The organism is Microbacterium sp. ABR10 (assembly GCF_057812175.1).
In genome coordinates this window covers 3,049,071-3,069,891 of record NZ_CM173821.1, presented here as the reverse complement: position 1 = coordinate 3,069,891, position 20,821 = coordinate 3,049,071, and the positions used below count along the sequence as shown (strand labels likewise).

The 20,821-nt window shown below is 70.7% G+C and carries 14 protein-coding genes; 5 read left to right on the top strand and 9 right to left on the bottom strand.

What is annotated here, in order from left to right:
* Positions 1-50: 50 nt before the first annotated feature.
* The 7 genes from ACXKZF_RS14220 to ACXKZF_RS14190 form a co-directional block, all read right to left on the bottom strand.
* Positions 51-1,484 carry a GntP family transporter gene (locus tag ACXKZF_RS14220; RefSeq protein ID WP_488984623.1) on the bottom strand — a complete coding sequence of 478 codons (1,434 nt, stop codon included), beginning with the start codon at positions 1,482-1,484 and terminating at the stop codon, positions 51-53.
* A 35-nt stretch (positions 1,485-1,519) separates the two neighbouring features.
* Positions 1,520-2,419, bottom strand: coding sequence for an NAD(P)-dependent oxidoreductase (locus ACXKZF_RS14215; RefSeq protein ID WP_488984622.1), 900 nt, complete (start codon positions 2,417-2,419; stop codon positions 1,520-1,522).
* A gap of 46 nt (positions 2,420-2,465) precedes the next feature.
* On the bottom strand, positions 2,466-3,899 hold the full coding sequence (locus tag ACXKZF_RS14210; protein WP_055951488.1) for a four-carbon acid sugar kinase family protein: 1,434 nt from the start codon (positions 3,897-3,899) through the stop codon (positions 2,466-2,468).
* Between the two features lie 296 nt (positions 3,900-4,195).
* Positions 4,196-5,371: a hypothetical protein gene (locus tag ACXKZF_RS14205; protein WP_488984621.1), complete on the bottom strand. Its 1,176-nt coding sequence runs from the start codon at positions 5,369-5,371 to the stop codon at positions 4,196-4,198.
* A 73-nt stretch (positions 5,372-5,444) separates the two neighbouring features.
* Positions 5,445-6,716: a hypothetical protein gene (locus ACXKZF_RS14200; protein ID WP_055951482.1), complete on the bottom strand. Its 1,272-nt coding sequence runs from the start codon at positions 6,714-6,716 to the stop codon at positions 5,445-5,447.
* Positions 6,717-6,733: 17 nt separating this feature from the next.
* The gene (locus ACXKZF_RS14195) at positions 6,734-7,762 is read right to left on the bottom strand and encodes a sugar phosphate isomerase/epimerase family protein (RefSeq protein WP_235561200.1); all 1,029 of its coding nucleotides are present in this window, start codon (positions 7,760-7,762) and stop codon (positions 6,734-6,736) included.
* Positions 7,763-7,849: 87 nt separating this feature from the next.
* The gene (locus ACXKZF_RS14190) at positions 7,850-11,395 is read right to left on the bottom strand and encodes a PQQ-dependent sugar dehydrogenase (protein ID WP_488984620.1); all 3,546 of its coding nucleotides are present in this window, start codon (positions 11,393-11,395) and stop codon (positions 7,850-7,852) included.
* 421 nt (positions 11,396-11,816) lie between these two features.
* Here ACXKZF_RS14190 and tatA point away from each other — a divergent pair, with 421 nt between their 5' ends.
* The 3 genes from tatA to ACXKZF_RS14175 are packed head-to-tail and all read left to right on the top strand — an operon-like array spanning position 11,817 to position 14,073.
* A complete protein-coding gene (tatA, locus tag ACXKZF_RS14185) occupies positions 11,817-12,056 on the top strand; it encodes a twin-arginine translocase TatA/TatE family subunit (RefSeq protein WP_488984619.1) in 240 nt (79 codons plus the stop codon).
* 48 nt (positions 12,057-12,104) lie between these two features.
* Positions 12,105-12,542 (top strand): twin-arginine translocase TatA/TatE family subunit, encoded by a 438-nt coding sequence (locus ACXKZF_RS14180; protein ID WP_488984618.1) that lies wholly within the window; start codon positions 12,105-12,107, stop codon positions 12,540-12,542.
* On the top strand, positions 12,508-14,073 hold the full coding sequence (locus ACXKZF_RS14175; protein ID WP_488984617.1) for a DUF2079 domain-containing protein: 1,566 nt from the start codon (positions 12,508-12,510) through the stop codon (positions 14,071-14,073). Before ACXKZF_RS14180 ends, ACXKZF_RS14175 begins: the two co-directional genes overlap by 35 nt.
* Positions 14,074-14,268: 195 nt before the next feature.
* On the opposite strand, the gene ACXKZF_RS14170 is transcribed toward ACXKZF_RS14175, so the two are convergent.
* A complete protein-coding gene (locus tag ACXKZF_RS14170) occupies positions 14,269-15,171 on the bottom strand; it encodes a LysR family transcriptional regulator (RefSeq protein WP_488984616.1) in 903 nt (300 codons plus the stop codon).
* Positions 15,172-15,242: 71 nt separating this feature from the next.
* Between ACXKZF_RS14170 and ACXKZF_RS14165 the strand changes: the two genes are divergently transcribed.
* The gene (locus ACXKZF_RS14165) at positions 15,243-16,205 is read left to right on the top strand and encodes a DMT family transporter (protein WP_488984615.1); all 963 of its coding nucleotides are present in this window, start codon (positions 15,243-15,245) and stop codon (positions 16,203-16,205) included.
* Between the two features lie 171 nt (positions 16,206-16,376).
* Here ACXKZF_RS14165 and ACXKZF_RS14160 read toward each other — a convergent pair whose 3' ends face one another.
* Complete coding sequence (locus tag ACXKZF_RS14160; RefSeq protein ID WP_488984614.1) at positions 16,377-16,997, bottom strand: hypothetical protein; 621 nt, start codon at positions 16,995-16,997, stop codon at positions 16,377-16,379.
* A gap of 467 nt (positions 16,998-17,464) precedes the next feature.
* Here ACXKZF_RS14160 and ACXKZF_RS14155 point away from each other — a divergent pair, with 467 nt between their 5' ends.
* A complete protein-coding gene (locus tag ACXKZF_RS14155; RefSeq protein ID WP_488984613.1) occupies positions 17,465-20,812 on the top strand; it encodes a 3-keto-alpha-glucoside-1,2-lyase-like domain-containing protein in 3,348 nt (1,115 codons plus the stop codon).
* Positions 20,813-20,821 lie beyond the last annotated feature (9 nt).

Here is a 20,821-nt window from a genome sequence, read left to right as displayed (position 1 = left end):
TCGCCGGGCCGGGAACATCCGTCCCCGACCCGGCGATGAGAGCGAGCGGGTCAGCCCGCGAGCGCGAACACCGCCCACGTGAGCAGGAAGCCGGCGACACCGAGGATGGTCGTGAGCACCGTCCAGGTGCGGAGGCCGTCGGCCACGGTGAGCCCGAGGTAACGCGTGACGATCCAGAAGCCGGCATCGGTCACCATCGACAGGCCCAGCGAGCCGAAGCCGACGGCCACGGCGACGGCGGCGATCTGCACCGGGCTGTAACCGGCCTCGGCGACGGCGGCCGACAGCAGGCTCGCCGTGGTCACGATGGCGACGGTCGCCGACCCCTGTGCGGCGCGGAGAGCGAGGGTGATGAGGAACGCGGCCCCGAGGAGCGGCACGCCGAGGTTCTCCAGAGTCACCGACAGCGCGGTGCCGATCCCCGAGGCCTGCAGCACGGCGCCGAACACGCCCCCGCCGGCGACGACAAGCAGGATCGACGCGATCGGGGGCATCGAGCTCTCGAAGACCTCGTTGGTACGCGCGAGGCCCCATCGGCGACGTACGGGCAGGACGAAGAACGCCACGATCACGGCCACAAGGAGAGCGAGCGCCGGCGTGCCGATGAAGGTCGCGATGCCGCGCCCGGCGGATCCGGCCGGGAGGCTCAGCGAGAGCATGGTGCCGACGAGGATCTGCACGATGGGCAGCGCGATCAGACCGATGACGGTTCCGGTGCTCGGCGGCGCCATGACCGTCCCGTCGGCGCGGCGCGATTCGATGACCGTCGTCGTCTCGCCGAACTCGGCCATCTGGGTGGCGACGCGCGGGGCCAGGTCGTACTCCCGGCGGTTCATGATGCGGGCGACCGAGAAGCAGAGGAAGCCGAGCACGGCGCAGATCGGCAGGGCGATCGCGGTGACCAGGCCCAGGTCTGCTCCGAAGACGCCGGCGCCCGCGACGATGCCGGGGTGCGGCGGCACCGCCACATGGACGGCGAGCATGAGGCCGAACATGGGCAGGCCGAAGACGATGGGCTTCACGCCGGCGATCTTGCTGAACGCGTAGAGGATCGGTACGAGCACGATCACACCGACCTCGAAGAACACGGGGATGGCGACGACGAATGCCACGATCGTCAGGGCGACGGCCACTCGTCGGGGTCCGAGGCGTTCGGTGAAGCTCTCCGCGAGCCGCTGCACACCGCCCGACACCTCGATGAGGCGACCGAGGATGGCGCCCAACGCGATGATGATGAGCACCTTGCCCATCGTGGAGCCGACGCCGTTCGCGACGAGGGTGAAGACGTCGCCGGCCGGGATCTGCGCCGAGATCGCGACCACGACGCTCGTGACGAGCAGCGCCACGAACGCGTGGACCTTGAACAGGATGATGAGCACCAGCAGCAGGGCGATGCCCGCGGCGGCGATGGCGAGGAGCGGGCCGGTGCCGAACTCCACCGCCGGAGCGATGGGAGGCGTGTCGGCCGTGAGGATGAGGGGCATGTCGGGATCTCCTTCGATTCCTGAGGGGTGCGGTGTCAGCCGTGGCGACGGACGGGGGCGACCGCGCGGATCACGGCGGAGTCGTCGTGCGACCCGAGGCCCTGAGAGCGACCGCTGAGGTAGAGCTGCTCGGCGGCGGCGGCGACCGGGGTGGGGAGCCCGACGCGCCGCGCGGCGTCACCGACGATGCCCATGTCCTTGACGAAGATGTCGAGTGCGCTGAGCACCTCGGCGCCCTCGTCGTCGTAGGCCTGCAGCATGCGGGGTCCACGGTTACCGAGCATGAACGACGCTGCAGCACCGCCCATGAGCGCCTCGAGGGTTTTCTCGGGATCGAGGCCCAGCGCGTCGGCGAGGGCCAGCGCCTCGGCGGCGGCGGCGATGTGCACGCCGCAGAGCAGCTGGTTCACGGTCTTCAGCGCCTGACCGTCCCCGGCGTTGTCGCCGACGACGGTGAGGGTGGATGCCAGGAGTTCCAGCACGGGCGCCGCCTTGTCGCGCGCGCCGGGGGAGGCGCCCACGACGATGAGCAGGTCGCCGTGACCTGCCCGCACGGGTCCGCCCGACAGCGGCGCGTCGACGAGGTCGATGTCGGACGCGGCGAGGCGCTCGGCCACCGGGCGGATGCCGGCGGTGCCGACGGTGCTGGTGAGGATGACCACGGAGCCCGGTCGGAGCGCGGTCGCGATGCCGGACTCGCCGAAGAGCACGTCGTCGAGCTGGTACTGGTCGCGCACGGCGAGCAGCACCGCGTCGGCGTCGACGACGGCATCCCGTGCGGACGGGAACGGCGTGACCCCCTGCTCCTCGGCGAGGGCGAGGCGGGTGGGGGCGATGTCGAAGCCGTGGACGGTGAGGCCCGTGGCCAGCCGGGTGGCCATGGGCAGCCCCATGGCGCCCAGGCCCAGAACGGTGACGGTGTAGTCGGTGGTCATGTGGAAAGCTCCTTCGCTTGCGGGGTTGAGGGGTCGAGGTCGGGGGTCAGCTGCTGGTCGCGGCCGCGCGGGTGAGGGTGGACACGACGTGGGCGAGGGCGTCGTCGTCGCCCACGTTGCCGGCGAAGACGACGTACGGGATGCCGGCGGCCGGGCCGTCTGTCGGCTCCCACAGCGAGATGATCCCGGGCAGCATGGGTCCGCGGACGGTCGCGCGGTGCATGGAGAGCCCGTGGGCGGCGACGTCGCTGGAGGTGATGCCGCCCTTCGCCACGACGAAGCGCGGACGGGTGCGGGCGGTGACCTCCTTCACCACGTCGACGACGGCGGCCGACACGGTGCGGGCGATGTGGAGGCTGTCGTCGGCGGTGGCGGCCGTGGTCACGGTGCGGGTCGTGCTCACGACGACGTCGCCCGCCTCGAGCTCACGGACGACCCGGTCGGCGATGCCGTGCAGATAGACGGGCGCGTCGGCGGGGTCGAGCACCCGCGCGACGTCGATCTCGATATCGGTCAGGTGGGGGGTGCGCTCGCGCAGCCGGGAAAGCTGCCGGGTGGTCACCGCGACGTGCGAGCCGACGACGATCAGTCCGCCGCGGTCGGCACCGCCGTCGGGGAAGATCTCCGCGGCGGTGAGAGGGTCGCGGCGCTCGGCGCCGATGCGGGCGCGGACGAAGGGCGGTCCGACGCGCGAGAGCAGCGTCTTGCCGCGCCGACGCGCCTCGATCAGACCGAGCGAGATGAGCCGCAGATCGTCTTCGGTCACGACGTCGCACACGATGGGCGTGCGGTCCACGGCATCCTGGATCGCGTCGGCCACCGCGTCGGCGCCGGAGCGGATGACGGCGAGGTCGACCACGATGACCGAGTCGGCGGGATACCGGCCGCCGGACTTCTCGTCGACCCAGGCTGCGAGCTCGGAGCTGCGGTACCCGAAGGTCGCATCGCGGGCGAACTCGGTCTCACCGATCGGCTGCAGGTCATCGCCGTCGCGCATGTAGTGGACGCCGCCGATGGTGACCCGGCCCGCGTCGGGGAAGGCGGGCACGATCAGGACGCCGTCGACCGCGCGGCCCCCGGCCGCGACGATCGCGTCGGCGAGGCTGTCGGGCTCGAGGGGGAAGTGGCCGCGCAGGGTGGAGTCGCCGCGGCTGACGAACTCGACATCGATGCCCGCGTCGGCGGCGGCGGAGAGGGCGTTCAGCGCTACCTCGAGGTTGCGGGCCCGGGCATCGTCTTCGCCCAGGCTGCGGGCGTTCGTCAATACGTAGACGGCCGGGGCGTCGGTGGCGAAGACCGCGCCGAAGTCTTCGGTGGCCCAGCGGGTCAGCACGGGGAGATCGGCGACCGACTGCGTCCCTGTCGGGTCGTCGTCCAGCACCACGAGGCGGGAGCCGAGTGCCTGGGAGGCCGAGCGCACGTCGGCGGCGGCAACCGACCGGTCGGCGGGGAAGCCGCGGAGCGCCTGTGCTTCGTTCATCGTCTCACTCCTTCGTGGATTGACCGTCAGTGGTCAGGTGTCAGCCATCATATGGCTTGCGAGACAACGAGGCAACGTTCCCGGGAGAGACTGAGCCGGTTCGGGTGGCACGCCCCGTGGCGGTCATGCCGACGCCGCGTGTCGGAGCCGGCCCCGCCGCCGCACGACACCGGGAGAGCCGGAGCGCGTCCGCCCATCGCCCACGGACACGACGACGCCCGCCGTGCCGGAAGCACGACGGGCGTCTTTGTCATCACCCGCGGCGCGAGGTGTCCCTCCGCGCGCCGCGGGTGGTCTCAGGGCGACGGGCGCGAGGCGCGGGTCGCGGTGCTGGGGGAGTCCGCGGGTGCGGCGGCCGCGCCGGCGGCGACGGGCACGCCGGCCTCGCCCGCGCCGGCAGTGGCGGGAGACGCATCGGCCCGAGCCGCGGCCACCGCGGCGGCGAGCTCGCGGGCGTGGGCGGCCTTGCGGCGGCGTGCGGCGACGATGCGCCAAACGACGAACAATGCCAGCACGAGGAGGATCGCCAACGCCGTCCACGGCACCGCGGCCGTGGCTGCCGATCCCTCCGACACGAGAGGGTCCAGGGCCGAGGGCTCGGCTCCGGCGAGCGTGCGCGAGACGACCTGCGAGGTCGCGGTCACGTCGGCGGCGAGGAGGACCAGCGGCACCACGCCCGCGACCTCGACGGTGCGCTGGAGAGAGCTCCCGGGCAGCAGTTCGGGGGCGTCATCGGCGGCGGTCACACCAGCGAGACCGAAGGGGCCGCCCAGGGCGACCTGGACGGCGGGGTCGAGGCGCGTGTTGCCCGTATTGGTGAGGGTGTAGGTGACGGTCGCCGAGCCCGACTCGATCGGGCTGGCCGTGCCGTGGTAGTCGACGGCGATGTCGCCCACGGTCAGCGCCGGCGCGAGGTCGCCCTGCACGCGCAGGTGCACGCGCGAGCCGAGGCGTCGCTCGGTGATCGTGCCGTTGTCGGCGGTGACGCGCATGGATGCCACGACGCCCGCGGCGTAGTCGCCCGGGGGAGCGTCGGCGGGCACGGTGACGGTGAAGGGGACCTCGGCGCTCGCGCCGCTGTCGAGGGTCAGCTCGGGGGTCTCGACCCGCACCCAGCTGCCCAGGTCGGTGGATGCCACGCCGCCGGCGAGGATGTCGAGCGAGCCGTCCTCGGTGAGGAAGCCGTCTGCCGCGTACACCGAGAGGGTGATCGGCTGCGGGCTGCGGTTCGCGACGTAGAGCGCGTCGCCCACGGTGCCGCCGGGCTGAAGATCGTAGGCGTAGTTCGGCCGGTCGCGACCCTGTGCGGTATCGGCGGGCTTGACGCTCCACGTCACCGTGGTGTCGGCGGAAGGAGCGGCGGGGTCCTCGGCGGCGGCCGCTGAGGCGGCGATCGGCGTGCCCAGCAGAAGGGCGAGAGCGGTGAGAAGGGAGAGGAGAAGACGGACGGGTGAGGTGATCGCCTGGGACATGGGCGTGGCTTTCGGTTCGAGGGAGGTCCGCCGGGGTCGCGCTCCGTGAGGAACGCGACCCCGGCGGGTGGGATCAGCTGAGGGCGGTCAGCGTCACGGTCGCGGTGTAGGTGCCGCGGGGGGTCTCGAGCGGGAGCTTGAGATCCAGGTCGGCGCCCACGAGCGAGCTGCCGCGGGCGTGGCCCTCGTTCGCCGAGGCGAGCGTGCGGGCGACGGACAGGCCCTCACCCTCGTCGAAGCCCGAGGGGACGGGAGCGCCGGCGATGGCGTCGCCCGCGTTCTCGATCACTTCGGGCGTCCAGCCGAGGTACTTGCTCGACACCTGCTCGCCACCGGCGGTGAAGTCCGACACCTGGGCGGTCAGCGACCATCCGGGGTTGCCGGCGCGGGTGTCCTGGATGCGGATCGGGATGATCTCGCCCTCGGCGTGGAAGTGGTCGAGCTCCTGCTCGGCCACTCCGAGGTCGACGAGGCGCGACGTGCCCTCGATCGCCCACGTCAGCTCGCCCGAACCTTGCGCGGGCACGGTCACGGCGATCGACTGGTCGCCGGCGGGCGGCGCGGTCGGCGCCTCGCCGGTGTAGTCGCCCGTGGTCGAGCCGGCGCGGACGCTGGCGCCGAACACGGCGGCGGGGGTGTTCGCATCGAGCGCCAGGGCACCGTACACGGTGGTGTTCGCCACGCGCAGGTTGGCCGAGTTGCCCGTCAGCGACAGACCGCCGCCGATGGAGTTGGCGAACGCGTCGCTGCCTCCGTCGGCGGTGGCGCCGATGAGCACGTCACGGGAGCTGCCGCTGACGGCGACATCGCCCTTGACGATCGCGCCGGTCATCGACACGCCCCAGCCGGAGCGGTCGATCGACACGTCGCCGCCGACCGAGCTGCGCACGACGTCGACGTAGTTCGCCTGCTGCGTGAGCAGCGAGCCCGTGATGGCGCTGTCGACGACCTCGACGTCGATGCCGCCGGCTTCCACGGATCCGCCGACGCGCAGGTCGTTGACGTAGAGGAAGCCCACCGTGGTGTCGACCGAGTAGGCGCTGATGTCGCCCTCGACGCTGGTGCCGTCGAGCGACACACCGTACGCGTCGGTGGCGATGACGTCTCCCGTGACGGTGACGGAGGTGGCATCCAGCCAGCCGCCCTCCTCCACGACGATGTCGCCTTCAACGGTCGCGCCGCCCAGGACGCAGTCCGCGCCGCTGGGGACCAGCAGGTTGCCCGAGACGGTCTGGCTGCCCAGGTCGTCGGTGCAGGTGAGGTCGGCCGCGTACGCGGGGACGGCGACGACGCTGCCCCCGATGACGAGGAGGCCGACGGTGGTGAGTTTTGTGATCTTGTTCATGTGATCTTCCTCGTCGCTCAGCCGCGCAGGGCTGCGATGTTGTCGTAGCTGCGGTCGGCGTTCGCCAGCGAGTTGCCCGGGTTGACCGGCACCGTCGAGGCGTTGTCCTGCTCGAACATGCCGAACCGCTGGCCGCGGTCGCGCAGCTGCGACAGGAACGCCGTGTAGTCGATGTTCCCGGCGCCGAACTCGACGATGTCGTAGCCGTTGGGGCTGTTCGGGTTCAGCTTCCCGTCCTTCAGGTGCAGGATCGGGAAGCGTCGCGGGTCGCGCTTGATGTAGTCGATCGGCTCGAAGCCCGGGTACAGGTGCTTTCCGACGTGCGCCCAGTAGACGTCCATCTCGAAGAAGACCGTCTCGGGGTTCAAGTGCTGCCAGTAGAGGTCGTAGACGCGCTCCTGGGTGTCGGTGGTGTAGCCCCACTCCTGGGCGTGGTTGTGGAGGTAGAGCTTGATGCCCGCGGCTCGTCCCTTGTCGCCCATCTGGTTCCACGTGCCGATGGCCTGCATCCAGGCGTCCTTGGCGATGGGGCCGCCGTAGCCGCCGGCGATGGGGCCGCCCTGGCCGAGGTGCGGCATGCCGAGCACGTTCGCGATCTCGAGCTGCTGGTCGATGTTGTTCGGGTTCAGGTTGACGTGCGCACCGGTCGCGCGCAGGCCGTTGTCGTCGAGCAGCTGACGGATCTGCTGCGGGGTGATCGCGCCGACCTGGCCCTGGGTGTACCCGGCGAATTCGATCTCGGAGTAGCCGATGTTCGCGAGTTCCTCGAACACCGCGCGGAAGCCCAGCGAGCTGACCTTGTCGCGGACGGTGAAGAGCTGGATGCCGATGCGGTTGACCGGCACGAGGCGCTTGCCGGCGCTGACCGGGGGAGCGGCGGCCGCGGCGCGGGCGCCGAAGGCGGTGGACGCGGAGGCTGCGGTGGGCATTGCGGCGGCGCCGATGCCGACGGCGACGGACGACGCCGCCAGGGCCTTGAGCAGCGTGCGCCGGCTCATGGGCCGATCCGGCACCGTGGGGTGCGCGTGGTCGTGGTGGTGACTCATGACTCTCCTTCGAGGTGGGTCCGCCCCGATGCCGGGGACGGCCGAGGGTGTGGTGGGGGCCGCAGCTGCGCGACCCCCACCGGGGTGTTACTTCTGGACGGTCAGGCTGGTGCTGCCGCTGCTCTTCGCGATGCCGGTCGACCCGGTGTAGGACGCCTGGACCTGGTAGGCGCCCACCGTGCTGAGCTTGGGCAGGGTCACCTGGACGGTGCCGTCTGCGCCGAGCGTTCCGGTGAGGGTGGCGACGACCGCGTTGTTGCGGCGGATCGTCACCGTGGCGTCGCCGGTCGGGACGATGCCCGTCGACGAGACCACCTGGACCGTGGCGACAGCCGCCACGGCGGGCTTGACCGGCGTGGGCGAGACGGCGACCGTGGTCGTCGAGCGCGCTTGCGACACGGTGAGGCGACCGATGCCGGCCGAGCCCTTGAAGGTCTCGTCGGCGCCGTAGGTGGCACGCAGGGTGTGCGTACCGACCGGCAGGTCGGCGGGCAGGGCGATGACGGCGTTGCCGTCGGCATCCAGCGTTCCGCGGGCGATCTCGTTCTCGCCGACCGTCAGCACGACCTCACCCGTGGGTGCGCCGCCCTCGCCGCGAACCGCCACCGTCACGTCGCCGGGGGCGCCGTAGGTGACCCGCGGGGAGGCGAGCGTGACCATCGTCCGCGTGTCGACCGTCGGCTCGTTGGGAGCGTCGAGGTCGATCGTGAACGACACCGAACCCAGCTCCGACACGTTGCCGCCGGTGTCGGTGGCGCGGTAGCGGAGGTCGTACGTGCCGTTCTGGTCGAACGTCACGCCGTACTGCTGGTTGGCGGCGAGGTTCGTCCAGGTCGCGCCGTTGTCGCGCGAGTACTGGACGCTGGCGAGCGTGCCGTTGTCGGCGGCCTGCACCGAGAAGCGGACGGGCTCGTTGAACACGCCGCCGACGCCCGTGGGGGCGGCGGGGGCGAGGGTGTGCGCCACCGTGGGAGCAGTGACGTCGCCCACGCCGTCGCCGACCATGGTCAGCGAGTCGACGGCGAGCTCGTCACGCGAGGTGACGTACAGCGCTCCGGTGCCCTCGGGGGCTTCGAACGCCACCTGCACGTCCTTCCAGCCGTTGCCGCCGGGGATCTTCGCCGTGGCGAAGGGCGCGGCGTCGGCTGCGCCCCAGCGCAGCTGGACCTCGCCCGCACCGGTTGCCCGGACGACCGCACCGTCGATACCGGCGAAGTTCACCGGGTCGAAGGCGAGGAAGTCACCCTGGCCGAGGCCGCGGATGGCGTTGCCGCCCGACGCGTCGGTGTCGGCGTACGTGGCGACACCCTGGCGGCGGATGGCGTGCTCCGCCTGCTGCAGCTTCGGGTTCAGGCGAACGGTCGCCTCACCCGTGGCGGCGGGCAGGCCGTTGGCGCCCCGGTCGGAGTAGGTGACCACGACGGCGCCGTAGAGCAGGGCACCGGGTCCGTGCTCGGGCGAGTTCGGGTCGGTGCGGAAGACGCCGGTGCAGCCTGTGCCCGAGACCTCCGGGTGGGCGTGCTCGTCGTGGCCGAGACCGTACGTCCACGTCACGCGGGCGCAGTCGGTGGCGGTGCCGTCTTCGGCATCCGAGGTGGTCACCTTGAACGGGATGGCCTGGCCCCAGTCGAAGAACGCGCCGTTACCGGGGAACTCCACCTTCACCTCGGGGGCCTGGTTGCCCACCGAGATGGTGCGCGAGGTGAGGCCGAAGCGTCCGCCCGCGTCGGAGACCCGCAGGCGCGCGGTGTAGTTGCCGAGCTCCGTGTAGGTGTACGACGTGGTCGCACCGGTGGCGTCGAAGGTGCCGTTGCCGTCGAAGTCCCACTCATAGGTGAGGGCGTCGCCGTCGGGATCGGTGGATGCCGTGGCGTCGAACTGCACCGTCAGGGGAGCCTGCGACGACGAGGTGGGCGTGGCGGTGAAGCGCGCCTGCGGCGACTTGTTGCCGGCGACGTAGTCGATGCGGTACAACCCGGCATCCGGGTTGGCCCGGAAGAAGCCGTCACCGTAGTCGAGCACGTACATCGATCCGTCGGGACCGATCTCCATGTCCATGGGGTTGTCGTGGGTCGGCTGCGCCAGCGACGACAGAGCCGCGTTCGGCAGGAAGTCCTCGATGTCGGTGACCTCGAAGGCATCCCAGTCGAGAGTGAAGGAGGCGATGTAGTCCTGCGAGAACTCGCCCATGAACGCTTTACCGTCCCAGTGGCGGGGGAGCTTCGTGGTCGAGGGGTTCGACTCGTCGTAGTGGTAGACGGGGCCGCCCATCGGGCCCTGGCCGCTGCCGGCGCCGAAGTTCACCAGCTCGTCCCACGGCTGGTCGCCGGGGTTGTCGCCGTACCAGAGCGTCGCGGGCTGCGCGGGCGGCAGGTCGGTGAGACCGGTGTTCCAGCGCGACTCGTTCTTGAGGTTCTGCGGGTCGAAGAACGCGCCCGGCGTCGCCGTGGCGAAGTCCCAGTCGTTGTACGCCTGGTTGTCGGCGTGCACGTAGGGCCAGCCGGCGTTCTGCGGCTCGTCGAGGCTGATGGCGTTCCACTCCACCAGGCCCATCGGACCGCGGCCGGCGGTCTGTGCGACGGCCTTCGTCGCGTCGGGGCCGTAGTCGCCCCACGACAGCGAGTTGGTCTCGATGTCGACCTCGATGCGGAACGGGTTGCGCACGCCCATCACGAAGATCTCCGGGCGGGTGAGCTCGGTGCCGGGGGCGAAGAGGTTGCCCTCCGGGATCGTGTACGACCCGTCGTCCTCGACGTGGATGCGCAGGATCTTGCCGCGGAGGTCGTTGGTGTTGCCGGCGCCGCGTCGCGAGTCGAAGCCGGGGTTGAATCCCGGGGCGTCGTTGTTGGGCGCGAAGCCGTTGGCGCCCGGGGTGGATGCCGGGGTGTTGTCGCCCGTGCTCAGGTAGAGGTTGCCGTCGGCGTCGAAGCCGATGTCGGCGCCCACGTGGCAGCACTGCCCGCGCTGGACCTCGACGTCGAGGACGACCTGCTCGGTGGAGAGGTCGAGCTGGTCGCCGGTCCACTGGTAGCGGGAGAGGCGGTTCACGCCCACCCACTGGTCCCAGTAGGACTCGTCGGCGCCGGCGGGCAGCGTGTTGGGGGCGTTGCCGGTGGGGGTGTCGGTCACGCCGTCGCCGTTCGCGTCGCGCGGCGAGTAGACGAGGTAGACCCAGCCGTTGTTCTCGAAGTCGGGGTCGATGGCGACCGTCTGCAGGCCGTCCTCGGAGTTGGCGTAGACGTCGAGGGTGTTCGTGACGCGCGTGACGCCCGTGGCCGGGTCGGTCAGGCGAACGTCGCCGTTGCGGGCCGTGTGCAGGACGCGCTTGTCGGGGAGCACCGCGAGGTCGATCGGCTCGCCCACGTTCTTCGTGAGCAGGACGCGCTCGTAGTTGCTCCAGTCGAGGGCGCCGGCGCCGTCGCCGGTGTCGCCGGGGTCGGGGGTGCCGGGGTCGGTGGGGTCTCCGTGATCGCCGCCGGGGTCGGTGACGACGGGGTCGGTCCCGTGGTCGTGACCCTCATGGGCGAAGGCCGGTGCGGGGGCCGCGGCGATGGCGCCCAGGCCCAGTGCGGTGGCCGCGAGGACCGCCGTCAACCGGGCCCGGACGGCCGGATGCCGAGAAGTAGAGTTCATCGTGAATACAGCTCCTGTAAATGCGTGCGAGTTGTTTTCACCGGGTCGCCACACGGTCGGTCTCAACGACTGTTACGTGGCGGCCCGGGCTCATCGTGCGGTGGCTGTCGGCCACACGCGGGTACCTTCCTCCGCTCTTCATCGAGTTCGGATGGATCGCCGATCGCCGCCTCTACGGGGCGGTTCTCGGTCGAGCCTCAGGGGGATGAGTCGTTCGCATGGTCGGCGATGTCGCTCGTTGGTCATCTTGACCGATGTTTTTCCATAGGTCAATCAAAAGTTGCGTACCAGCCAACCAACAAAGGAGTGTGCGACACGGAGCTTGTGAATACGCTTCGTCGCGCACTAGCATCGCCGACGGTGCGTCCCCCGCGCCGACACTCACCGCCGGCAACGACGTCGGCACGGCCGAGGAGGCCCCATGCTCCATGGACTGACCGGATGGCATCTGTTGATCGTGCTGGCAGTGGTCCTGCTGCTGTTCGGTGCGGCAAAACTCCCCGCCCTCGCGCAGAGCGTGGGGAAGTCGGCCCGCGTCTTCCGGGGCGAGATCAAGGCGATGAAGGAGGAGGATGCCGCCACCGACGCGCCGACGCCTCCCGCCGGCGTCGCAGACACCCGCATCGACGGCTTCGCGGCCGACCCGCCGCCGGCGCGCTGACGCTGCGATGCGTCCGCACGGCCCCGCGATGACGCGGAGGGGGGCCCCGTGACCTTCGGTCTGACGATCGAGAAGCTGCTGCTCATCGGCCTGATCGCCGTCATGATCATCGGCCCGGATCGCCTGCCGGCCGCGGCGGAGTCGCTGCGCCGCACGATCCAGCAGGTGCGGCGCATGGCCCGCACCGCGCAGGAGCGGGTGCGGGAGGAACTGGGCCCCGAGGTCGCCGATGTCGACTGGCAGCGCCTCGACCCCCGGCAGTACGACCCGCGTCGCATCATCCGGGAGGCCCTTCTCGCCGAGCCCGACGCCGCACCGACGCCCGGGCCGACGGCGGCGGCTTCGAATGCGGCTGAGTCGGGCGAGCCCGCGCCGAGCGCGGTGGATGTGACGGGCGGCCCGCGCCTCGAGTCTTCGACCGACGATGCGGTGGTGCGCGATGATGGGGCGCATGACCCAGACGTCCGCGCCCGCCACCCCGGGTGACTCCGCCGGTGCCCCGTCGGGGTCGGCTGCTTCGGCGGCGGCCCCGGCGGGCGAGCGGTCTTTGGCTCCGGGCCGCGCGACGAGGTGGGTCGCGCGGGTGTGGGAGCGCCGCCGCGCGTGGGCCGCACCCGCCGCCGTCTTCGCCGTCGTCTTCGCCGGCTACGTGCTCTTCGCCGCCCAGCAGTGGGCGCAGTTCACCGCCCGCTCCTGGGATCTCGGCATCTTCACCCAGCTGCTGTCGCGGTACGCGGCCCTCCAGCCGCCCATCGTCACCATCAAGGGCGACGGCTACAACCTGCTCGGCGATCACTTCCATCCGCTTCTCGCGGTCCTTGCGCCGGTCTATGCGGTCTTCCCGTCGGCGTTCACCCTTCTCGTCATCCAGGCCGCCTGCTTCGCGCTGGCCGCCGCCGTCTTCACGCGCGCGGCCCGTGCCCGTCTGGGAACGGCGACGTCGGTGGCGCTCGGCTTGGCGTTCGGTTTCGCGTGGGGCCTGCAGTACGCCGCCGACGCGCAGTTCCACGAGATCGCGTTGGCTGTTCCGCTGTTGACCCTCAGCCTCGTCGCCGTCCTGGATCGTCGGTGGCTCGCGGCATGCCTCTGGGGCGCTCCGCTGGTGTTCGTGAAAGAAGACCTCGGCCTCACCGTGGTCGTGCTGGGGCTGGTCGTCATCCTCCTTGCCTGGCGGGAGGGCGGCGTCCCCTCGGCCCCTGCGACCGAAGCGCGCTCGGGCGCCGCGCCCGGCCGGTTCCTCCTGTCCGGTGTAGGGCTGGGTGCAAGCCTGGCGGTGTGGGGCGTGGTCTGGTTCGTCGTCGCGACGATGATCGTTCTGCCGGCGCTGAACCCGGGAGGCGAGTGGGCCTACGCCGACAAAGCCGATCCGATCAGCGTCTTCGCCGACGCCGCCACCCTGTTCGACCCGGCCAAGGGCGAGACCGTGGCCCTCATCCTCGCCTGCTCCGCCGGGCTCGTGCTGCGCTCGCCGGTGGCGCTGCTGATGCTACCGACCCTGGCGTGGCGCTTCCTCTCCACCAACAGCGGCTACTGGGCGCCCACGTGGCACTACAGCGCCGTGCTGATCCCGATCGTGCTCGTCGCGTTGCTGGATGCCATCGAGCGCGGGCGCTCCTCACGGTGGGGGTGGATGCGCGCCTACGTCCGTCAGGCTCCGGCTATCGCGGTGACGGCCGCGGTCGTCCTGCTGCCCGGGCTGCCGCTGTTCTCCCTCGTCGAGGCGGCGAGCTGGGAGCCGTCGCCGCGCGCGGCGAGTGCCCAGGCGGCGATCGCCGCCGTGCCGGAGGGGGCGAGCGTCGTCAGCGACATCGGGTTGATGAACTACCTGGTGAGCGACCACGACGTGTTCTGGATCGGCAACGTCAATCCCGCCCCCGACTGCCTCGTCATCGACACCGTCGCGGGAGGCACCCCCGGCGAGTGGGGAGACGTCATCGCCGTCGGGCAGCGGTTGTTCCCGGGGATCGGGTACACGGGGGTCTTCGACAGCGACGGGTACCAGGTCGCCTGCCGCTGACCACGGCGGGCGCTGGGCCGTGCACGCACGGGTGCGGCGCGACGCCGGGCCGTTCCGGCTGCCGATGCACGCTGCGCCGAGCCCGTGGTCGCTGCCGGTCTGCGCGAGGCCGGGCGGTGCGGCTGGTCGAGCCGGTGGCTGCTGCCGGTCTGCGCGACAACGGACGGTACGCTGCCGATCCCGCCGTGCCGGAAGCTACCTCGCCGCCGCCCGCGCTGCCACCGTGCGTAGGGCCTGCAGTACGCGCCGCACCGCGGAGTAGGCGAGCGTGTCGGGGCGGGCGAGAGCGTCGACGTGACGAACGAGTTCGAGGTCGGCGAGCGGGCGCAGGACCACGCCGTCGACCGCGAGCGGGATCGTCGTGGTCCTCGGCATGACGGCGATCGCGGCTCCGGCGCGCACGACCTCGGCCGTCACCGAGAACTCGTTGATCCGATGCGCGATGCGCAGGGGTCGTCCGACGTGCGCGGCGACATGATCGAGCACGCCCGCGAGGGGGAACCCCTCGTGCACCGATACCCACCGCTCATCGGCCAGGTCGGCGGCGTTCACCGTGTCGCGGTGCGCGAGGGGATGACCGGCCGGGAGGGCGATGTCGAGGGGTTCCTCGAGGAGCGGGGTCGCCACGACGCGATCGCGCGGCCAGGGCGCGTCGTGCGCCAGGCGGTGCGCGATGACCAGGTCGTGGTCGGCGGTGAGCCCCGGGAAGTCACGGTGGGCGACATCGGCGTCGGTGAGATGCAGCGGGGGGATGCCGTCCAGCTCGCGCAAGAGAGGACCGAAGAGCGTCAGCCCCGCGCTGTGGAACGCCGATACGCGCACGGGCCGATGGTCGCTCTCGAGGAACGCCCCCACCGCCTCCCGCGCGGCGGTGAGCGCCTCGTCGACACGAGTGCCCGCCGCGGCCAATGCCTCGCCCGCCGGAGTCAGGGCCAGGACGCGTCCTCGCCGCATCGTGAGCGGCACGGGCACGCGAGCCTGTAGGGTCGCGAGCTGCTGGGAGACGGCGGATCCCGAGATGTGCAGGGCCGCGGCGACGGCGGCGACGCTTCCTCGGTCGCCGAGCTCGCGCAGCAGGCGGAGGTGAGCGGCATCCATAAGTCCGAACTTACGTGATGCGGAAGAAGATGGCCGTTGTTCTTCAGGGTTGGTCGAGCGACGGTGGAGTCATGACCCGCCGCCCACCCGAGATCGTCGTCGACGTGCTGCTCATCGCCGTGGCGGCGGTGTGGGGCGCCAGCTTCCTCTCCGCCAAAGAACTGACGGACGAGGTCGGAGTCGCCGCCGCCGTGGCTCTGCGGTTCATCGTCGCCGCGGTCGCGCTCGCGGTGATCTGCCTCATCAGGCGGGAACGGATGCCGCGCGGCCGGGGCCTCGCGATCGCGGCCCTCCTCGGGTGCTCCCAGGCGGCGGTGATCGGGCTCGAGACCGCCGGGGTGCATCTGACTTCGGCGACCAACGCCGGTCTGCTCATCAGCCTCGCTCTCGTCTTCACCCCGGTGCTCGAGAGCATCGCCTCGCGCTCGTGGCTCCCGCGGTCGTATTTCGTCGCCGCCGTCGCCGCGGTCGTCGGGGTCGCACTGCTGATATCGGGCGGCGGGTTGCGTGCACCCGCCGTCGGCGACGCGCTCGTCATCGCCGCGGCGGTGGTGCGCGCGTTCCACGTCACGGCCAGTGCGCGTCTCACCCGCGGTCGTCACGACAGCACGCTCGCCGTCGTGCTGGTGCAGCTCGTCGTTTGCGCCGTGACGTCGTCGGCCGTGGCGGGTGCCGACCTCCCCGTGGCGGTCGGTCGCCTCACGGCATCCGGGTGGGCGAACGTGCTGTTCCTGGGGTTGCTGTGCTCGGTCTTCGCCTTCGTGGTACAGCTGTGGGCGGTGCGGCGCACGTCGGCGACGCGCGCGAGCATCCTCATGGGCACTGAGCCGGTCTGGGCTCTGGCTGTCGGCGTGGCGATCGGCGGCGAGGCCGTGGGGCTCCCCGGACTCGCCGGGGCCGCGCTCATCATCGCCGCCTCCTACGCGGGTCAGGCGATCGAGCGCCGCCATCGCCGCGGGCTCGCCGCGTCGACCGACGGCGGGATCGGCCATGCGTCGTCCGAGACGCGTGGGGACGCCGTTCCCGCCGCTTAGCGCTGTCAGGGTCGAGTGGGCGCGCCGCGGCCTCCGCGCCGATGTCGGCAGGCCGCCGCACCGGCGGTCGCGCCGATCGACCCGCTGCGCACCTCGAGGGTCTCGCCGGAAGAAGGGTCCCTCGGCCACAGGTGACCCCGTCGCGCCGCCCTCGACGCGACGGGGTGGAGCTCACCCCTGCAGCAGGGTCAGCGTGATCGTGGCCGAGTACGCACCGGGGGTCACGGACGCGGGCGTCTCCAGCAGCAGGCCGGCGGTGGCCGCGTAGGCGCCCCCGGCGGCATCCACGGCGCTGTCGACGCTGGCGAGCAGCTCGGCATCGCGGAATCCGCCGGTTCCGGGGTCGACATCGTCGCCGGGGGCAACGACCTGATCGCCACCCGACGGGTTTCCCGCGAGGATCGACGGGTACCAGCCGAACGCGTCGGCTGAGACGATGTCCGGCTGGCCGGCGTTCCCGACGAAGTCGGTGATCGAACCCATGACGTACCAGAACGAGGCGGGGTCGACGTCCTCGGGCAGGCGGGTGTCGGTGACCGTCACCGTCGGCAACGTGCCAGAGAAGGTGCGGTTCGTGCCCGCCGCATCATCCTCGGTGAGGGCAGCCGATTCGGCGGCGACGGTGAGCGCGAGGACGCCGGGTTCGGCGGCCGGGTCGATCTCGACGCTCACGTCGACGGTGTCCTCGTCCGCTGCGAACGCGCTGCCGCCGCCGACGGCGGCCAGGATGCCGACGCCGAGGGCGGCGACGCCGAGGCGGGCCGAGAGGCCGCGCCGAGAGGTGGGGGTCATGGATGCTCCGTTCTTGCACCGTCGCGGACGGTGAGGGTGCCGGCGGGTCTCGGCGGCGGGTGGGTCGAAACGGCCGGCGTCGGGCCGGTCGGCGAACGAGTGTCGCCCTCGCTGCGGGCGCGCGCGTCGGGCTCGAGGGAGCCTCGTGGCGGCGCTGTCACGAGTGGTTCGGCGGGTTCGTTGCGACAGTAGCCGTCGTTTCGGAGGCGGTCAAGCAAAAGATGACGTTCATCCGGCGTATGCATGCCGAAGAAAAAACGCCGTGTCCCTGCGGTTTAGCGCGAACTCCGAAAAACATCTCGCCGGCTGACCAGGCCGGACCGTGTTGCGTCAGGTTTTTCTTAACAGAAACTATTCAAGTTTTGTAGACGTATTGGCAAAAGCCTCCTACAGTGACGACGGTCGAGGGCGACCTGAGCGATCCCATCGGTCGACGCCGCCCCCGACGATCACTCAAAGGAGCAACGATGCCCGTACCCGCTGTCTTGTCCGGCCCCCGCCGGCGCAGCACCCGCGTCGCGAGGACCCTCGCGGCCGGACTTCTCGGTGGAGCGCTGGTGGCGACGGGAGCGATCCTGCCCGCCGGCGCGGCCGTCACCCCGTTCGTCAACACCCCCGCGGATCTTCCGAAGCAAGAGCCAGGCGTGACACTTCGCACCTACTCCACGCCGCCGCTGACCGAGCTCTGCACGCTCAAGTCGGGCCAGACGCCCAACGTCGACAAGCTCATGTCGACGATCGACTGGCGCACCGACGAGCAGTTCGGCGCGGGTGACAACTTCGTCACGCACGCCCTGGCGAACCTGACCGTCAGCCAGCCCGGCCAGTACGCGTTCCGCCTCACCAGTGACGACGGCTCGCGCCTGACTCTCGACGGCACCCAGATCATCGATAACGACGGCCTCCACGGGGCCGAGTCGGTGGAGGGCACGGCGACGCTCGACGTGGGTGTGCACGACCTCTTCGTGGAGATGTTCGAGGCCACCAACGGCCAGCAGCTCACCGTCGAGTGGAAGACCCCCGGATCGTCGAGCTTCACGGTGATCCCCAACAGCGTGCTCAGCACCGAAGCCGGCGTCGTGCGGGTGACCGCCCCCGGCACGAAGTACTGCGAGGGAAGCAGCGACTCCGCGGGCGACGGACTCCGACTGGACGCCGTGAATCCGAACTACACACTGGTGAACCTGCGCCCCGAGGGCTTCAACCCGAAGGTGTCGGGTCTGGCCTTCCTCGGCAACGGCGACCTCGCCGTGCTCACCACAGGATCGGTCAACTCCGGCGGCTGGGACACCTCGGTGCCGGGCAAGGTCTTCGTGCTGAAGGGCGCACAGGCCGCCGACGGCCCGGAGGACGTCACCGTGGTCGAGGCCGCCAGTGGTCTGCAGAACCCCATGGGCATCGACGTCATCGACGACAAGATCTACGTGTCGGAGCGCTACCAGCTCACCGAGCTCAGCGACACGAACGTCGACGGGTCGTACGAGACGAAGCGCAAGGTCGCCGAGTACCCCTCGGGCAACAACTTCCACGAGTTCGCGTTCGGCCTCATCCACGACGACGAGAACTTCTACGTCAACCTGTCGGTCGCCATCGACAACGGCGGCGCGACCACCACCCCCCAGCCAGCGAAGAACCGCGGGACGTCCGTGAAGATCAACCGCTCGACGGGTGCGATCAGCTACGTCGCGGGCGGTCTGCGCACGCCCAACGGCGTCGCCTTCGGCCCTGAGAACGAACTGTTCGCGATGGACAACCAGGGCGCGTGGCTTCCCTCCAACAAGCTCGTCCACATCGAACAGGACCGCTTCTTCAATCACTACACCACCCCCGCGGGGCCGTTCGATCAGAACCCCGTCACCCCGCCGGCCGTGTGGATCCCGCAGAACGAGATCGGCAATTCCCCCAGCACGCCGATCCTCATCGAGAACGGCCCCTTCGCCGGTCAGATGATGTTCGGCGACGTCACCTACGGCGGCCTGCAGCGCGCCTTCCTCGAGAAGGTGGACGGCGAGTTCCAGGGTGCGGTCTTCCGGCACTCGGCCGGCTTCGAGGTGGGCGTGAACCGCGTCATCGAGGGCCCCGACAAGTCGCTGTACATCGGCGGCACCGGTGAGGGCGGCAACTGGGGTGAGGCGGGCAAGCTCACCTACGGTCTGCAGAAGCTCGTTCCGAAGGCGACGCAGAACACCTTCGACATGACCTCCATGAAGGTCGTCGAGGGCGGCTTCGAGATCGCCTACACGCAGCCCCTGTCGGACGAGACGGTGGCGAACCTCGGCTCGGCGTACCGCGCCGAGCAGTGGCGGTACCTGCCCACCTCCACCTACGGCGGACCCAAGATCGACGAGGAGATCCTCTCGGTCACCGGCGCCACGGCATCCGCCGATCGAAAGACCGTCACGGTCACCTTCGACGGTCTGAAGCAGGGACGCGTCGTGCACCTGCGCTCGCCCCAACCGTTCGCCGCGGCGAACGGCGAGAAGCTGTGGAGCACCGAGGCCTGGTACACGCTGAACTCGCTCCCGGGCTACGTCTCACCCGCCGACCAGGGCTGGTACGAGGCGGAGGAAGCGCGCCTGAGCGGCGGGGCCAAGTTCGACTCCGAGCACAGTGGCTACTCCGGTGCCGGTTTCGCGGGCGGCATGTGGCAGGCGGGTTCCGCATTCGAGTTCACCGTGAACGCCGAGACCGCGGGCACCGTCCCGGTCACCGTGCGCTACTCCAACGGCCCGAACCCCGCACCCGGCTCCAAAGACGTGAACCTGTACGTCAACGGCCAGAACCTCGGCAAATGGGACTTCCCCTCGACGGGGGACTGGAAGACCTGGGCGACGCTCACGCGGGACATGCCGCTGGTCGCCGGGTCCAACACCGTCGCGCTGAAGTACGAATCGGGCAACAAGGGCAACATCAACGTCGACGTCCTGTCGATCGGCACCGCCGACATCTGCGTCTCGGCGCAGGTCGAAGACGGGTATCGGTCGATCTTCGACGGCACGCTCGAGAGCCTCAATGCCGGCTGGCGCATGGCGGGTCCCGGTGGGTTCGGTCGCCAGAACGACTGCAGCATCCGTGGCGAGGGCGGCCTGGGCCTGCTCTGGTACAAGGCCGAGGAGCTGTCCGAGTACAGCCTCAAGCTCGATTGGAAGCTCATCGCCGATCACAACGGCGGTGTCTTCGTCGGCTTCCCCGACCCGAAGGGCGACCCGTGGGTCGCGGTGAACCAGGGCTACGAGATCCAGATCGATGCCACCGACGCCGCCGACCGCACCACCGGCGCGATCTACACCTTCCAGGGTGCGGATGCCGCGGCGGTCGCGTCTTCGCTGAAGCCCGTCGGTTCGTGGAACGCGTACGAGATCGTCGTGAAGGGGCAGAACATCAAGATCTTCCTCAACGGCACGCTGGTGAACGACTTCACCAGCACCGATCCCGCCCGTGACCTCTCGCAGGGCTTCATCGGCCTGCAGAACCACGGAGGCGGAGAGGCCGTGTCGTACCGCAACGTCCGCATCAAGGACATCGACGAGCCGGCTCCCCTCGCGGTGACGGCCTCCGCGGAGGTGCGGTGCATGGCGAAGAAGGCGTCGCTGACGGTACGTGCGACCAACACCGATACGGTGCCGGTCGACGTGACGCTGAAGACCACGTGGGGCGAGAAGCTCATCCCCGCCGTCCAGCCCGGGGCGACCGTGTTCCACACCTTCACCACCCGCGCCGCCTCGGTCCCCGCCGGCGACGCGTCGGTGAGCGCGACCGGCGACGGTCGCACCGGTGCCGCCACGGCGGCGTACGCGGCCAAGAGCTGCGGCTGATCCCCCAGG

Excerpts from the sequence above, each read along its gene's own strand:
- ACXKZF_RS14220 (WP_488984623.1), bottom strand. The coding sequence starts at position 1,484 with ATGCCCCTCATCCTCACGGCCGACACGCCTCCCATCGCTCCGGCGGTG.
- ACXKZF_RS14215 (WP_488984622.1), bottom strand. The coding sequence starts at position 2,419 with ATGACCACCGACTACACCGTCACCGTTCTGGGCCTGGGCGCCATGGGG.
- ACXKZF_RS14210 (WP_055951488.1), bottom strand. The coding sequence starts at position 3,899 with ATGAACGAAGCACAGGCGCTCCGCGGCTTCCCCGCCGACCGGTCGGTT.
- ACXKZF_RS14205 (WP_488984621.1), bottom strand. The coding sequence starts at position 5,371 with ATGTCCCAGGCGATCACCTCACCCGTCCGTCTTCTCCTCTCCCTTCTC.
- ACXKZF_RS14200 (WP_055951482.1), bottom strand. The coding sequence starts at position 6,716 with ATGAACAAGATCACAAAACTCACCACCGTCGGCCTCCTCGTCATCGGG.
- ACXKZF_RS14195 (WP_235561200.1), bottom strand. The coding sequence starts at position 7,762 with ATGAGTCACCACCACGACCACGCGCACCCCACGGTGCCGGATCGGCCC.
- ACXKZF_RS14190 (WP_488984620.1), bottom strand. The coding sequence starts at position 11,395 with ATGAACTCTACTTCTCGGCATCCGGCCGTCCGGGCCCGGTTGACGGCG.
- tatA (WP_488984619.1), top strand. The coding sequence starts at position 11,817 with ATGCTCCATGGACTGACCGGATGGCATCTGTTGATCGTGCTGGCAGTG.
- ACXKZF_RS14175 (WP_488984617.1), top strand. The coding sequence starts at position 12,508 with ATGACCCAGACGTCCGCGCCCGCCACCCCGGGTGACTCCGCCGGTGCC.
- ACXKZF_RS14170 (WP_488984616.1), bottom strand. The coding sequence starts at position 15,171 with ATGGATGCCGCTCACCTCCGCCTGCTGCGCGAGCTCGGCGACCGAGGA.
- ACXKZF_RS14165 (WP_488984615.1), top strand. The coding sequence starts at position 15,243 with ATGACCCGCCGCCCACCCGAGATCGTCGTCGACGTGCTGCTCATCGCC.
- ACXKZF_RS14160 (WP_488984614.1), bottom strand. The coding sequence starts at position 16,997 with ATGACCCCCACCTCTCGGCGCGGCCTCTCGGCCCGCCTCGGCGTCGCC.
- ACXKZF_RS14155 (WP_488984613.1), top strand. The coding sequence starts at position 17,465 with ATGCCCGTACCCGCTGTCTTGTCCGGCCCCCGCCGGCGCAGCACCCGC.